The organism is Serratia sp. BW106 (assembly GCF_002607755.1).
In the GTDB taxonomy this organism is placed as follows: Bacteria; Pseudomonadota; Gammaproteobacteria; order Enterobacterales; family Enterobacteriaceae; genus Serratia; species Serratia proteamaculans.
Genome location: NZ_MCGS01000030.1, coordinates 13110 through 27884, shown reverse-complemented (window position 1 = coordinate 27884; position 14775 = coordinate 13110). Strand labels below are relative to the sequence as shown.

Sequence of the window (14775 nt, the reverse complement as noted above, 5' to 3'; positions counted from 1 at the left end):
GCAGCAAAAGGAACTTTTATGTCCAATAGCTTAATCAATACCGCGATGAGCGGGCTGAATGCGGCTCAGGTGGCGCTCAGCACTGTCAGTAACAACATCTCTAACTACAACGTGACCGGCTATAACCGCCAGACGGCGATCCTGGCGCAAAACGGTGGCTTGAGTACCATGAACGGCTTTATCGGTAACGGTGTCACCGTCACCAGCGTCAACCGCGAGTATAACCAGTTCATTACCAACCAATTGCGCAGTGCGCAGGGCAGCGCCGAAGCGCAGGGTGCCTATTACGAGAAAATCTCTCAGATCGATAACCTGTTGGCGAGCAAAACCAATACCTTGTCGACCAACATGCAAGACTTCTTCACCAACCTGCAGAATCTGGTAAGTAACTCTGGCGACGATTCGGCGCGTCAGACTGTGTTAGGCAAGGCCAACGGCCTGGTTAACCAGTTCAACAACACTGACAAATATCTGCGTGATATGGACAGTGGTGTCAACCAGCAGATCGGTGACAGCGCGCAGCAGATCAACAGCTACAGCCAGCAAATTGCCCGTCTGAATGACGAGATCACCCGTCTGCGTGGCAGTGGCGGCGAGCCGAATGCTTTGTTGGATCAGCGCGATCAACTGGTGACTGACCTGAATAAAGTGGTGGGTGTGCAGGTGACCCAGCAGGATGGCGACGCCTATACGGTCTCATTCGCCAACGGCCTGACCTTGGTGCAGGGCAGTACGACCTACCAGGTGTCGGCGGTACCTTCCAGCAGCGATCCTTCCCGCTCAACCCTGGGTTACGACCGCGGCAACGGTGCCAACGAAGTCCCTGAGAGCCAGATCAACAGCGGCAGCCTGAGTGGGGTGTTCAAGTTCCGCAGTGAGACGCTGGACGGCGCTCGCAACCAACTGGGGCAAATTGCGCTGGCGTTGGCGGACAACTTTAACCAGCAGCACCGCGCAGGTTTCGATCTGAACGGTGACGCAGGGACAGACTTCTTCAGTTTCGGCGGCGGTCGCGTGGTGGATAACACCCGTAATATCGGTGACGCCTCGTTGTCGGTCTCTTACACCGATACCAGCAAGGTGAAGGCCAACGATTACCGCGTCGAGTTTGATGGCAGCAACTGGCAGGTGAGCCGCCTGCCGGACAACGTTAAGGTTAACGCCACTGCGGGTACCGATGCTGACGGCAAGCAGACGTTGAGCTTCGACGGTCTGCAGGTCAGCATCGACGGTAACGCCAAGGGCAAAGACAGCTTTACCGTGAAACCGCTCAGCGATGTGGCGGGCAGCCTGAAGGTGGCTATCACCGACACGTCACATATCGCTGCAGCCGGCAAAGATGACAGCGGCCGTGGTGATAACGAAAATGCCAAAAAGTTGATCGATCTGCAAACCCAGAAGCTGGTGGACGGCAAAGCCACTTTCAGCGGTGCCTACGCCGGTATGGTCAGTAGCATCGGCAATCAGACCGCTGCTGCCAAAGTGGCCACCACTTCGCAGAGCAACATCGTCGTACAGCTGACCAACCAGCAGCAGTCGATCTCTGGCGTCAACCTGGACGAAGAGTACGGTGAGCTGTTGCGTTTCCAGCAATATTACATGGCTAACGCGAAGGTGGTTGAAACCGCCAGCTCGCTGTTTGATACCTTGTTGAATATCCGTTGATTTAATCGCCGAGCGGCGTCCTGTGGGCGCCGGTCGCTCACCGTGAGGAACCTACAGCATGCGTATGAGCACCAGCATGATGTACCAACAAAACATGTCCGGCATCACCGGCAACCAGTCACTGTTTATGAAGGCCGCAGAGCAGTTGTCGACGGGCAAGCGAGTGATCAATCCTTCCGACGATCCGCTGGCGGCGTCGCAGGCGGTGATGCTGTCGCAGTCGCAGGCTGAGAACAATCAGTATACGCTCGCGCGCACCTTTGCCCGGCAGAGCGTCTCGATGGAGGAAACCGTGTTGAGCGGTGCAACATCGACCATTTCCGATATTAAGGCGCTGATCGTCAACGCGGGTGGCACCAAAAGCGATAACGACCGTGACTCGCTGGCGACGCAACTGCAGGGGCTGAAAGATCAGCTGCTCAATCTGGCTAACAGCACTGACGGTAACGGCCGCTACATGTTCGGCGGCTATGTGAACGACAAGCCGCCGTTTGTCGATGAAGGTGGAACCGTGAGCTATAAAGGCGGTGACAAGGTCGTCGAACAGAAGGTGGACGCCAACCGGACCATGACCATTGGTCATACCGGCAAGGGGGTATTCATGTCGTTGACCAGCAACCCGAAACCCGAGCCGGACGGCAGTGCGCCGGTGGCTAACGTGTTTGAGAGCATCGACATTGCATTGAAAGCACTGAAAACCCCGCAGCAGGATGCGGACGACGCCACCAAGCAACAGGTGACAGATGCATTGGCCAAGGCTAACCGCGGCATGGACAACTCCTACAACAAGGTGCTCAGTGTGCGTGCTGAATTGGGCAGTCAATTGCAGGAAATGGACCAGCTGGACAGCATCGGCAAAGAGCGCGACATGACCAATCAAGTGCAGATGAGCGCGCTGACAGATGCGGATTTGGCCGAGTCGATCTCTGCTTACTTTATGCAACAGGCCGCGCTGCAGGCGTCATATAAAACCTTCGGTGATATGCAGGGTATGTCGTTGTTCCAGATGAATCGCTGATACCCGTCAATACCCGTCGTCTGTAGGGGGCGAATATATTCGCCCCGTGACTGATGCGGGCGCAGCATGCAGCGCCCCTACAGTGCAGGGTGGGAATGGCAATAACCCATATCCGCTGTGAAGTTATGGCGGATCGCTCTTTGGGTGTGCTTAGAGGACTTTATCGCTGTAAACAGGGGTAGGGAATTCTTGAAACCGGGCGCACTTGTTTGGCACGTCACTCTTTCCCCCACGAAGGTTTGAGTGACGTGCCTTTTTTTTCGGCTGAGGCAAAGTGAAACCTGCCGATATCCGCCTGATTCAACGTAGGGAAACGTCTTAATATTCAGGGGTGACGGGGTGAATAATTCCGGAGATTATATTTCGGGATTTATTTATAACATCGTCGTTATTTCTTCTTTTTCACCATAGCCCATTTTTCACCGTTCGGCGAAGGGGATAATGCAATTTGAATTCGGTTGGTTGCCCAGTGCGCCATACCTAAGGCTCTGCGTGCTCTGCGGTTGGTTTTAGCTTTCATTTCTGTGCTCCTGAGAGTAGGATTAATTCCGCAAATAATAAATATAACCGTCCCGCCGGCTGACCCCGGTGAAAGAATATCTTTATCCTTGCGGATAACGGATGGAGTTTTAAATTCACTTCCCTGTGTGTTGCTTTATATTTAAATTCCCTCCTGCATTTAATTTCTACGACTAAATACTGACGGTTTTACTGATGGCTTTTTATTTAACAAGGCCATTCTAAGGTGGGGGATTTATTATTCAAGTCGATAAAATTAATCGAAGCCAAATAGTGTTAATAGGTTTTTTTCAACTTTTTATAGCGAGAAAGGGGTTTTACTGCCCGTTTGTCCGGCGAGGTGCGGCCGTTAAGCCGCATTGATCAGGGTTACGCTAGGGCGTCATGCTGCCGAGGACATCGGCCAGCCTGTCGAAGAACTCGCCAAACAGGTGCTCACAAAACGGCGCCAGCATCGGCATCATCATGCCAATGGTCATAATGCCGATGGTCATGGTGACCGGGAAGCCGATGACGAATACCGACAGTTGCGGCGTCATACGGTTGAGCAGACCGAGCGCCATGTTCAGCGTCAGTAACAGGCAAATCAGCGGCAGCGCCAGCATCATGCCGTTGATAAAGATCAGCGAGCCGGCCTGGGTCAATGCCAGAAAACCGTTGCCGTTCAGCGGTTCGGCCTGAATAGGCAGGGTATGGAAGCTGTCTACCAGCAGCGAAATCAACCACAGGTGGCCGTTAAAACTGAGGAACAGCAGCATCGCCAGCAGGTTGAGCAACCGTGCCAGCACCGGGGTGTTTGGCCCACCGCTGGGGTCAAAGAAGGTGGCGAATGACAGGCCCATCTGCATGCCAATCACTTCGCCTGCCAAGCGGATTGCCGCGAAAGCAAACTGCATGGTCAGGCCCAGCGCCACGCCGATCAGGATTTGCTGAGCCGCCAGCCACAGGCCGGCAGCGGAGAAAATAGGGACAGAGCTGATGGGCAGACCGGGGGCCACCAGGACAACGATCAGACCACCCAGGCCAATTTTCACCTTCTTGCTGATCTGCTTTTCGCTGAACACCGGCGCGGTGCTGATCAACGCCAGAATGCGCAGCAGCGGCCAGAAATATTGGCTGAGCCAGACGCCGAACTGGGCGCTGTCAAATGTGAGCATGGTTAACCAATCAGATTTGGCAGGTTAGTGAAAAGCGTGCGCATATAGTCCAGCAGCAGGTTCAGCATCCACGGCCCGGCAATCACGATGGTGGCCACCACCGCCAGAATTTTGGGGATGAACGACAGGGTCATTTCGTTGATCTGGGTGGCGGCCTGCAGCAGGCTGACCACCAGACCGCTGACCAGCGCGGCGAGTAACATCGGGGCCGCCAGCGCCAGCGCCACTTTCATCGCTTCGGTGCCCAGCGCCATGACCGATTCGGGTGTCATCGTGAATCCCTCAGTGGCGGGGTGCCCGCCGCGAATTACCAATAAAAACTAGGAATAGAAACTCTGTGCCAGCGAGCCAAGCAGTAACTGCCAGCCATCGACCAACACAAACAGCATCAGTTTGAACGGCAGTGAGATGGTCGCCGGTGGCACCATCATCATCCCCAGCGCCATCAGCACGCTGGCCACCACCAGATCGATAATCAGGAACGGAATAAATACCGTGAAACCGATTTGGAACGCGGTTTTCAGCTCGCTGGTGACGTAAGCCGGCAGCAAAATGCGCATCGGCACCGCCTCCGGTCCTGCCAGCGGCGGCAGGTTGGCGAGCTTGGCATACAGGGCCAGATCGGTTTCCCGCGTTTGGCGCAGCATAAACTCGCGCAGCGGCTGCGAACCTTTATCCATCGCCACGTCCAGGCTGATTTTATCCTGGCTGAACGGCAGATAGGCGTCCTGATAAACCTTGTCGAACACCGGTGACATGATGAAAAAGGTCAGGAACAGCGCCAGACCCAGCATCACCTGATTGGGCGGCGCGGACGGGGTGCCGAGTGCGTTGCGCAGCAGCCCGAGCACGATGATGATACGAGTGAAACTGGTCATCATCAGCAGCATGGCAGGCAGGAAGCTGAGCGAGGTCAGCAGCACCAGCGTTTGTACCGGCAGCGACCAGCTTTGGCCACCGTTGGCTAACGGCTGGCTGATCAAGCCGGGCAGTTGCGCGAAAGCCGCGGGGCTTATCAGCAGCAGCGCAGCAGCCAGAAGTTGTTTTCCCCTCACCCCGGCCCTCTCCCAACAAGAGAGGGGGAAGGCGGCGGTTTTCTGCCAATCCGAGCCGAGGGGAGTCATCGTCGGGGATGCCGATTGTTGAGTGCGAGTCATGCCGATTTTTCCGGACGTTTCAGAACTTTTTGCATCAGTTGGCGAAAATCCGCCGGCGCGGTGGCCTCGGCTGCTGTGCTGTCCGCCGCAGGGGCGGGCAGGGTATGCAGCGGGGTGATTTGCTGGGCGGTGACACCCAGCACCAGCAAGGTGTTATCCACCTCGATCACCACCACGCGCTCGCGTTGCCCGACCTGGCAGCTGGCACGCAGGTTTAACAGTTTGTTGTTGCGCGCCTGTGGGGCAAACCCCAGTCGGCGGAACAGCCAGCCGGCCAGCAGGATCAGCAGCAGGATGCCACCGAGCGCAGTGCTGACCTGCGTCAGAACCGAACCGGCCGGCAGTGCCGGCGCGGCAGGTTGTAAGGTGCCCTGGCTGGGCGCGGCGGTGCTTGGGTTCATCAGCGGCTCAGGCGACGCATGCGTTCGGAAGGGGTAATGATGTCGGTGATGCGTACACCGAACTTGTCGGCCACCACCACCACTTCGCCCTGGGCAATCAGATAACCGTTGATCATGATATCCAGGGGTTCACCCGCCAGCCCGTCCAGAGCCACGACAGATCCCTGCGACAGGCGCAGCAGCTCCTTGATGGTCATTTTGGTGCGGCCCAGTTCGACGGTCAGTTTGACCGGAATGTCCAGGATCAGATCGATGTCCTGCAGGCTGCCGCTGGCATCCTGCGGTTCCAGCGATTTGAACACCGCGTCGCTGGCAGAGGTTTTTTCGGTAGATTGCTGCTCGTTAAACGCATCAGCCCACAGGTCGTCCACGGATTCCTTTCCTTCGCCAGACGGTTGCTTAGGATCACTCATTTGGGCTGTTCCTCACTCAGAGCATTCAAAATAGGGTTAATCAAATGTTCAACACGCAGGGCGTACTGCCCGTTTAACGTGCCGTATTGGCTGGTCAGAACCGGTACGCCGTCCACGTGGGCGATCAGGCGATCCGGTTTATCAATCGGTAATACATCACCCGGCTGCAGCTTCAGGATTTTTGACAGCCGCATCGGGATATCGACGAAGTTGGCAATCAGCTCCAGTTCAGAATGCTGTACCTGCTTCACCAGCGTTTCGCGCCAGTGGCTGTCTTCCTGCCGTGAGTTTTCCAGCGGCGGGTTGGTCAGCAGTTCGCGCAGCGGTTCGATCATGGCGAACGGGATACAGATGTTGAACTCACCGCTCAACGCACCGATCTCCACCTGGAACGGAGTGGTGACCACAATGTCGTTCGGCGAAGTGGTGATATTGGTGAACTTCACCTGCATTTCAGCGCGCACGTATTCCACGTTGATCTTGTAAATCGCACTCCAGGCGTCGCCATAGGCGTCCAGCGCCAGGCGCAGCATGCGCTTGATCACCCGTTGCTCGGTAGGCGTGAATTCGCGGCCTTCCACTTTGGTCGGAAAGCGACCGTCGCCGCCAAACAGGTTATCGACGGCGATAAACACCAGGCTCGGCGCGAACACGAACAGCGCGGTACCGCGCAGCGGGTTCAGGTGCACCAGGTTGAGATTGGTGGGCACCGGCAGGTTGCGGGCAAATTCGTGATACGGCTGGATCTTGATCGGGCCAACGGTAATGTCCGGACTGCGGCGCAACAGGTTGAACAACCCCATGCGGAACTGCCGGGCAAAACGCTCATTGATGATTTCCAGCGCGTGCAGTCGCTCGCGCACCACGCGGCGCTGGGTGGTCGGATCGTACGGCTTGACCTCGCTCTCGTTACTGGCGACCGCTACGGGTTCATCCCCCGCGCTGTCGCCGTTGAGCAAGGCGTCGATCTCTGCCTGTGAAAGAATGCTGTCGCCCATAGTGATTACCGCAATATGAAGGCGGTGAACAGCACGTCGCTGACCACCTGCTTCGGTTGTCCCTTAACCAGCGGCGGGCTAAGCACATCCTTAATCTGCGCCACCAGTTGCTGTTTCCCTTGTTCACTGCTCAACTGACCCGCTTCCTGACGGGACAGCAGCATCAGCAGACGGCTGCGCACTTCCGGCAGAAAATCGTTCAGTTGGCGGCGGGTATTTTCGTCCGGCAAGCGTAACGTCAGGCCGATATACAACACGCGATCGGGGTTGTTATCCGGCGTCATCAGATTGACGGTAAAGGTGTCCAGCGGCATAAACACCGGCACGGCCGGCGGCTGAGGTTTTTCTGCGGGTTGCGTACCGTTCTGGTGCTGCTTGAGCTGCCACCAGCTGTAACCGGCCGCACCGCAGGCGAGCACGGCTATCAACACCAGCAGGATGACCAGAAGGGAGCGTTTTGGTGCTGCCGGTAGGGTATTTTGAGACATAGCTAAATCAAATTCCTGTTGTTATACCCGACGTCCTGAAACCCGGCGGATACATAGCGCGCGCAAAAGCCACACGCATGACATGTAACGGTATTATCGCGCCTATTGCGGCGCACAATAGCCAGAATAGGCGGGGAAAAACGTGCCAGCTTGGGCGTTTGCGGCCACTCAGGCGAAAATATCAACGCCGCTGACGCCGCGGGCCATGGCCTGCAATGCCAGTGGGGCGCTGAGCACCTCTGTGGCCGGTTCGCTGCCACCGTGGCTTTCGCGATAATTCGACCGGCCCTGTTGCTCGCCACTCTGCTGTTGTGCCTGTTGCCCCTGTGGCATTGACTCACCGCCCACGCTGCTGTGCCCCAGATTGATACCGCTTTCCGCCAGTGCATGGCGCAGTTGCGGCATAGCGGCTTCCACGGCGGCACGCACCTGACCGTGGGCCGAGGCAATGTGCAGCTGTGCCTGGTTGTCATCCAGCTTGAGGGTGATCTGCAACGCCCCCAGTTCCTGCGGGTGCAAACGCAGTTCGGCACTTTGCTGGCCGTTGCGATGGAACATCAATACCTGCTGATTCAGCGCCTGCTGCCACTCGGGGCTGCCGAGCTGGGCATTCAACTGTGGCGTGGGTGGGGCGGTGACCAGCGAGGCGGCTGGGGTGGCGGCCAGGGTCGGGCTGGATACCGGCGGGGCCACCAGGTGATTGACCGGCGTTTGCGGTTGCGTATCGGTGCCGAATTTCAATGCAGCGACATCCGGCTTGTCATGGGTTGCCGCGGTCTGTTGTGGCGTGTCGGCGCGACTTTCCATGTTGAGCGGATCTTGGCTCACCGTTGTCGGGTTTTTCTGCGTGTCTGCCAGCGGGCTGCCGGAAGCATCCGAAGATCGGCCCAGAGCGGCACTCAGCGCCGCTGCCGGTTGCGTGGCATTTTGCTCACCTTCAACGGTCAGTTCAGTGGCTCCGGAAGAACCCGGCATCACCGGCGTGACGGCAATGGGCAGCATGGCGAACAGCGCCTGCAACGTGGCGGCGTCGATCTCACCGGCAGGGCGCAGAGCCGTATCCTCTGACGGTTGATTTTTCTGCGGTTCTTCGCCGGGAGCGACGGCGGCGGGCTGACCGTTGCTTAACAGCGACGGCGCTAAAAGCCCATCGCGTTCGCCGAAGGCGGCCAGTAGCTGGGTGAGCTGGTTGCGGCTCAGCGGCGCTGACTCCTGGTCTGCGCTTAAGGTCATCGGTGACAGCTTGCCCGCAGCCTTATCGGCAGGCAGCACGCGGGCACCGAGCAGTTGAGCAAAAGCGGACGAAAGGGACGGCTCATCCAGCGGCAATGATGCATCCGGCAGTAATCCGCTATCGCCCGCGGGCGACATAGCGGGCAAAACGTTGAGGTTCATTGGTGAGTATTCCTTTGTGCACTGCGTTGAGCGAACTCATCCATCAGCTTTTGATCCCGTTTATTCTCCAACTGCAGCTCCGCGCTTTGGGCTCGGGTATGCAGGGTTTCGAAGGCGTTCAGCCGCTGCTGTTTGTCCTGCCAGTGCTTCATCGCGTGGTCGACCTTTTGTCCCCACTGCGTCAGTTGCTGACGGTGCTGGGTGATGGCCTGCTCCAGCGTGCCGATAAACTGCTGGTAGTTCTGCCAGTTGGATGACTCCATACCGCCACTCAGTTGATTATTCAGCTTCTGGCGGTACTCATCCTGATAATTGAGCAGCATGGAAAGCTGCTGCTCAGCCGCCTGCTGCGCCTTGCGCACCTGGCCCAACTGCTGCGTCGCCTGTTCCACCGCATCCTGCGCCAAATCGCGCAGGGTAATCAGGGGTGACTGTGGTTTCATCGGATTTGCGCCTTTGGTGACGTTAAACGATCAATTGCTGTAACTGCTGGCAGGCGTCGTCGTAACCGCTGCGCTCGAAAATGCCCTGTTGCAGATAGGCTTCCATCTGCGGGTACAGCGCCATCGCCTTGTCCAGCAGTGGATCGCTGCCTGAGACGTAGGCACCGACGCTGATCAAATCGCGGTTGCGTTGATAGCTGGCCAGCATCTGTTTGAAATTGCGTACCCGGCGATAGTGCTCTTCGTCGATCAACGACGTCATGGCGCGGCTGATCGACGCTTCAATGTCGATGGCCGGATAGTGACCGGCTTCCGCTAATCGCCGCGACAGCACTACGTGGCCATCGAGAATGGCACGCGCCGAATCGGCGATCGGATCCTGCTGGTCATCACCCTCGGTCAGCACGGTATAAAAGGCGGTAATCGAACCGCCACCGCTGATGCCGTTGCCCGCGCGTTCCACCAGCGCCGGCAGTTTGGCGAACACCGAAGGCGGGTAGCCTTTGGTGGCCGGTGGCTCGCCGATGGCCAGGGCGATCTCACGCTGGGCCATCGCGTAGCGGGTCAGTGAATCCATAATCAGCAGCACATGCTGGCCGCGATCGCGGAAGTCCTCGGCGATACGGGTGGCATAGGCCGCCCCCTGCATCCGCAGCAGCGGTGAGACGTCCGCCGGTGCGGCGATCACCACCGAGCGTGCCCGGCCTTCAGGGCCGAGGATGTTTTCGATAAAGTCTTTAACTTCGCGGCCGCGTTCACCGATCAGCCCGACGACGATCACGTCGGCCTGGGTGTAACGTGCCATCATGCCCAACAGCACGCTTTTACCGACGCCGGAACCGGCGAACAGCCCCATGCGCTGGCCACGACCGACGGTCAGCAGGCCATTGATGGTGCGTACACCGACGTCCAGTACCTGTTCGATCGGTGTACGTTGCAGCGGGTTGAACGGGGCGGTGATCAGCGGCGCACGATAGCCGGTTTCCGGTGCGGGCAGGCCGTCGAGCGGCTTGGCGCTGCCGTCCAGCACCCGGCCCAGTAGTGCCGGGCCAAGCGGCAGCTGTTTACTGGCGCTTTGTCCTTCCGGTGAGACGCGGGCATAAACCCGGGCGCCGGGCACAATGCCTTCCACTTCTTCCAACGGCATCAGGAACAGTCGCTGGCCGTTAAAACCGACCACTTCGCTCTCGACTTCCTGCACTTCACCGCCGTCGTGGCGCTCGATCAGGCAGGTGGCACCGATGGGCAGTTGCAACCCGGTGGCTTCCAGCACCAGCCCGGTTGCGCGCGTCAGGCGGCCGTAGCGACGAACCGTCGGGGCCAGAGTAATACGTTTTTCCAGCGTATCCAGTGAGGTCAGCCAGCGGCCGAGGCGCTGAGTCATTACACCTCTCCCGGAGCTGCCAGACGGCAGAGTTCGTGCCAGCGGGTCGCCAGACTGGCGTCGAGATCGCCCTCATCAGCACTGACCTTACAGCCGCCAGGGTGCAACTGACCGTCCGCCAGCAGCCGCCAGCCGTGCAGGCTTAGCGTGGCGCCCAACTGCTGCTCTATCCGATGATAATCATCCGGATGTACGCGCAACTGCGGCTTGCCGCTGAACATCGGCTCCTGTTGGATCAACTGTTGGATCTGCGCCAGCAGCGCGGTGCCATCACACACCGGCGGCTGACCGAGCACCTGTTTGGCGGCGGTCAACGCCAGTTGCATCAGGCGCGAGGCGATCACGCTGTCGAGAGCGTCCAGCGTGTGCTGGAATTCGGTCACCAGCTGCAGCCAGTGGGCGGTCAGCGGTTGCTGTTGCTGCTGCGCCTCCAGCAAGCCCTGTTGGCGGCCTTCCTCCATTCCAGCCTGGAACCCGGCGTCGTAGCCTTTTTGCTGACCGTCGGCATAACCCAGTTGCTGGCCCTGTTGCTCTGCCTGCAGGCGTAACTGAGCCAGTTGCTGTTCCTGAACGAAGCTGTCATCCAGGGGAACGCCGTAAGTTTCCACCACCGGTAACGGCAGGGGTTCGAGCTCCGGTTTGGGTTCGTTCAGGTCATTGAGCGACCAGGGCTGCCAGGGCAGGGTGTTAATGCGATCAGACATAGGTGTCCTCGCCACCGCCGATAATCATTTCGCCGCTCTCTGCCAAACGACGTACCACCAGCAGGATGGCTTTCTGTTCGTTCTCTACCTGCGACATGCGCACCGGGCCACGGTTGGCCAGATCGTCGCGCAGAATATCGGCGGCGCGTTGCGACATGTTCTTGAGGAACTTCTCGCGCAGCGGCTGTTCCGCGCCTTTGAGCGCCACCAGCAAGGATTCGCCTTCCACTTCCTGCAACAGGCGCTGGATGCTGCGGTCGTCGACTTCCACCAGGTTTTCGAACAGGAACATTTCGTCGATGATCTTCTGTGCCAGCTCGCCGTCGTATTCGCGCATGGCGTCGATAACCGCCTCTTCCTGCTGAGTTTTCATCAGGTTGATGATCTCGGCCGCGGTGCGTACCCCGCCCATTTTGCTGCGCTTGAGGTTCTGGCCGTCGAGCAGGTTGTTCAGCACTTCGGTCAGTTCCGCCAACGCCGCCGGCTGCACGCCACCGAAAGTGGCAATACGTAGCATGACGTCGTTGCGCAGGCGTTCGTCGAACAGCGCCAGAATATCTGCCGCCTGGCCACGCTTCAGGTGGACCAGAATGGTGGCGATGATCTGCGGGTGTTCGTCGCGGATCAGATCCGCGGCGCTCATCGGCTCCATAAAGTTGAGCGTTTCCATGCCGGTGGTGGTTTCGCGAGATTCGAGAATATCCTCCAGCAGGCTGGAGGCACGCTCTTCGCCCAACGCCTTGATCAATACCGAACGCAGGTAGTCGCTGGCATTGACGCTCAGTGCTGCGTACTGTTCGGCATCGTCTTCAAACTCGCGCAGTATTTCTTGCAGTTGCTTGTGCGAGACCTGGCTCATGCTGGCCATGGTGCCGCTCAACTGCTGAACTTCACGCGAGGAAAGGTGTTTGAACACCTCGGCAGCGCGATCTTCACCCAGCGTCATCAGCAGGATGGCGCTTTTTTCGGTACCGGTCAGACTCATAATTCGTTACTCATCCATTGGCGGATTACCAGAGCGACCACGCGTGGGTCTTTTTCAGCCAGTTCGCGGATCCGCTGGCTCTGGACTTCTGCACTGACGCGCTGCTGCGATTTGCGGTGCTGCGCCAGCTCCTCATTACTCTGTTTATTGCTGTCGGCCGGTTTGGCCATTGGCGCATTGGCGCTGGCTAGGGCGGCTTTCTGTACCGCCTGACGGTTTTGCAACTGCGGCCGCACCAGTTTGCGCCACAGCAACCAGGCCACCAGCAGGACCAGCAGATAGCGACCGGCATCCAACAGGCGATCGATAAAGCTTTGGCTTTGCCAGAACGGCAGTTCACCACCGGTGACTTCGTTATCGGTAAACGGCGTATTGACCACGTTGAGGGTATCGCCACGGCTGCTGGAGAAGCCCATGGACTCACGTACCAGCGATTCGATCTGCGCCAACTGCTCTTTGCTCATCGGCAGCGGTTTGCCTTCTTTATCGGTGCCGCGATAGTTGACCACTACCGCCACCGACAGCCGCTGTACCGTCCCGGCCTTCTGCTGGGTATGGCGAATGGTGCGATCGACCTCATAGTTGGTGGTCTCATCGCTGCGCGTATTCTGTGGCCCTGACGCCGCACTGCGGGTTGCCGTGGCATTCGGTTTGGCGGTGTCGGCGTTGGTGCCGGCAGCCGGTTTGGCGGTTTCAATCGGCGCGGTAGCCGGTGCGCTAGGTTGGTTGGACAGTGCGCCCGGCACGCCGCCGACCAGCGGCCCGCCAATTTGGTCGCTTTGGCTCAGTTGTCTGGAGCGTACGGCGGCTTTATTGGGCTGTTGGTTCGGCTGGTATTCTTCGTCAGTTTGCTCGCGGGTGGCGAAGTCAATCTGTGCGGTGACCTGCGCACGGACGTTGCCGCTACCGACCATCGGCGCCAGGATTGCTTCGATGCGACGCTGATAGCGATTTTCCACTTCACCGGCGTATTTCAACTGTGCCGCGTTCAGGTCACGCCCGGTGCCGTCAGACTGGGTCAGCAGACGGCCGGACTGATCGACCACCGTGACGTTGCCCGGCGGTAAACCGGCAACGCTGCTCGAAACCATATAAATGATGGCGTTGATCTGACCGTCATCCAACGCGCGGCCGGCTTGCAGCGTCAGGGTCACGGAGGCGGAAGGGGATTTTTGTTCGCGGACAAACAGCGAGGGTTTTGGCAGCGCCAGATGCACGCGGGCGTTTTGTACCGGCCCCAGGGATTCGATGGTGCGTGACAGTTCGCCTTCCAGCGCGCGCTGATAGTTGATTTGCTCACTGAACTGGCTGATGCCGAATTTTTCCTGATCCAGCAGTTCGAAACCCACTGCGCCACCTTTCGGCAGACCCAGCTGCGCCAGTCGCAGGCGGGTTTCATGTACTTTATCGGCCGGGATCAGCAGCGCCGCGCCGTTTTCGGCAAAGCGGTAGGGGATGTTCAGCTGCGTCAGTTGGGTGACGATGGCACCCCCGTCGCGATCGTTAATGTTGCTGTACAGTACGCGGTAATCTGGGCTTTTTGCCCATAACAGCAGCGCAACCACAATGGCGATGGCGGCGGAAGCGGCAATCAGCAGAGGGATTTTCGGGTTGGCGCGCAGACGGTCCCACAGGGCTTGCAGACCATTATCGCGGTTTTCGGTGGCGGAGATTGAAGCACTCATTTTAGCCAGTGTCCTTCAATGACGCTCAGGATCCGGTGCGGGCCACGGCGTAGCTCCCTGCCAGGCTGATGAACGATGTGGTTAGCGTTGTGTGACAAAACAGACTCCCTGATACACATATAAATATACCCTATGCCTTTCAAGTTGCAGCTAGGCGACCAGCTCGCTCATCCCCAGGCGCTTACTTGAGTAAGTAACTGGGGTGAGCGAGTGCAGGTAACAACGCTGCAACTTGAAAGACGACGGGTATAGCGGCGCTCCCATTTCTGGGCATGCCATTATTTCCCCTTTGGGGCTATTTCGATGGCTCGATAAGCCGGGTTTTTTGCAGTTAATTAGCCGCTTTAGGATAAAAATGCTGTG

The 14775-nt window shown here is 58.3% G+C and carries 16 protein-coding genes; 2 read left to right on the top strand and 14 right to left on the bottom strand.

Going from position 1 to position 14775, the window contains the following annotated elements:
• The first annotated feature begins 18 nt into the window (after positions 1-18).
• Entirely contained in the window at positions 19-1665 is a 1647-nt protein-coding gene (flgK, locus tag BEI65_RS18995) for a flagellar hook-associated protein FlgK (protein ID WP_099064640.1), read from the top strand.
• Positions 1666-1723: 58 nt separating this feature from the next.
• Positions 1724-2683, top strand: coding sequence for a flagellar hook-associated protein FlgL (gene flgL, locus BEI65_RS18990; protein WP_099064639.1), 960 nt, complete (start codon positions 1724-1726; stop codon positions 2681-2683).
• 388 nt (positions 2684-3071) lie between these two features.
• Here flgL and sra read toward each other — a convergent pair whose 3' ends face one another.
• The 14 genes from sra to fliF all read right to left on the bottom strand — a co-directional run bounded on the left by sra (position 3072) and on the right by fliF (position 14412).
• On the bottom strand, positions 3072-3203 hold the full coding sequence (gene sra, locus BEI65_RS27020; RefSeq protein WP_099064638.1) for a stationary-phase-induced ribosome-associated protein: 132 nt from the start codon (positions 3201-3203) through the stop codon (positions 3072-3074).
• Positions 3204-3576: 373 nt separating this feature from the next.
• Positions 3577-4359, bottom strand: coding sequence for a flagellar biosynthetic protein FliR (gene fliR / locus BEI65_RS18980; RefSeq protein ID WP_099064637.1), 783 nt, complete (start codon positions 4357-4359; stop codon positions 3577-3579).
• Between the two features lie 2 nt (positions 4360-4361).
• On the bottom strand, positions 4362-4631 hold the full coding sequence (fliQ, locus tag BEI65_RS18975; RefSeq protein ID WP_037419012.1) for a flagellar biosynthesis protein FliQ: 270 nt from the start codon (positions 4629-4631) through the stop codon (positions 4362-4364).
• Between the two features lie 48 nt (positions 4632-4679).
• Positions 4680-5516, bottom strand: coding sequence for a flagellar type III secretion system pore protein FliP (gene fliP / locus BEI65_RS18970; protein WP_232519121.1), 837 nt, complete (start codon positions 5514-5516; stop codon positions 4680-4682).
• On the bottom strand, positions 5513-5917 hold the full coding sequence (fliO, locus tag BEI65_RS18965) for a flagellar biosynthetic protein FliO (protein WP_099064636.1): 405 nt from the start codon (positions 5915-5917) through the stop codon (positions 5513-5515). The genes fliP and fliO overlap by 4 nt, the downstream gene beginning before the upstream one ends.
• Complete coding sequence (gene fliN / locus BEI65_RS18960) at positions 5917-6330, bottom strand: flagellar motor switch protein FliN (protein WP_085117280.1); 414 nt, start codon at positions 6328-6330, stop codon at positions 5917-5919. The genes fliO and fliN overlap by 1 nt, the downstream gene beginning before the upstream one ends.
• On the bottom strand, positions 6327-7328 hold the full coding sequence (gene fliM, locus BEI65_RS18955; RefSeq protein ID WP_085117279.1) for a flagellar motor switch protein FliM: 1002 nt from the start codon (positions 7326-7328) through the stop codon (positions 6327-6329). Before fliM ends, fliN begins: the two co-directional genes overlap by 4 nt.
• A gap of 5 nt (positions 7329-7333) precedes the next feature.
• The gene (gene fliL / locus BEI65_RS18950; protein ID WP_099064635.1) at positions 7334-7816 is read right to left on the bottom strand and encodes a flagellar basal body-associated protein FliL; all 483 of its coding nucleotides are present in this window, start codon (positions 7814-7816) and stop codon (positions 7334-7336) included.
• 168 nt (positions 7817-7984) lie between these two features.
• Entirely contained in the window at positions 7985-9211 is a 1227-nt protein-coding gene (locus BEI65_RS18945) for a flagellar hook-length control protein FliK (protein ID WP_099064634.1), read from the bottom strand.
• Entirely contained in the window at positions 9208-9654 is a 447-nt protein-coding gene (gene fliJ, locus BEI65_RS18940; protein WP_099064633.1) for a flagellar export protein FliJ, read from the bottom strand. Before fliJ ends, BEI65_RS18945 begins: the two co-directional genes overlap by 4 nt.
• Before the next feature lie 22 nt (positions 9655-9676).
• Positions 9677-11038 (bottom strand): flagellar protein export ATPase FliI, encoded by a 1362-nt coding sequence (fliI, locus tag BEI65_RS18935; protein WP_099064632.1) that lies wholly within the window; start codon positions 11036-11038, stop codon positions 9677-9679.
• Positions 11038-11742, bottom strand: a complete 705-nt coding sequence (fliH, locus tag BEI65_RS18930; protein ID WP_099064631.1) for a flagellar assembly protein FliH — start codon at positions 11740-11742, stop codon at positions 11038-11040. Before fliH ends, fliI begins: the two co-directional genes overlap by 1 nt.
• Positions 11735-12727: a flagellar motor switch protein FliG gene (gene fliG / locus BEI65_RS18925; RefSeq protein ID WP_099064630.1), complete on the bottom strand. Its 993-nt coding sequence runs from the start codon at positions 12725-12727 to the stop codon at positions 11735-11737. Before fliG ends, fliH begins: the two co-directional genes overlap by 8 nt.
• Positions 12724-14412 (bottom strand): flagellar basal-body MS-ring/collar protein FliF, encoded by a 1689-nt coding sequence (gene fliF, locus BEI65_RS18920; RefSeq protein ID WP_099064629.1) that lies wholly within the window; start codon positions 14410-14412, stop codon positions 12724-12726. Before fliF ends, fliG begins: the two co-directional genes overlap by 4 nt.
• Between the last annotated feature and the right edge of the window lie 363 nt (positions 14413-14775).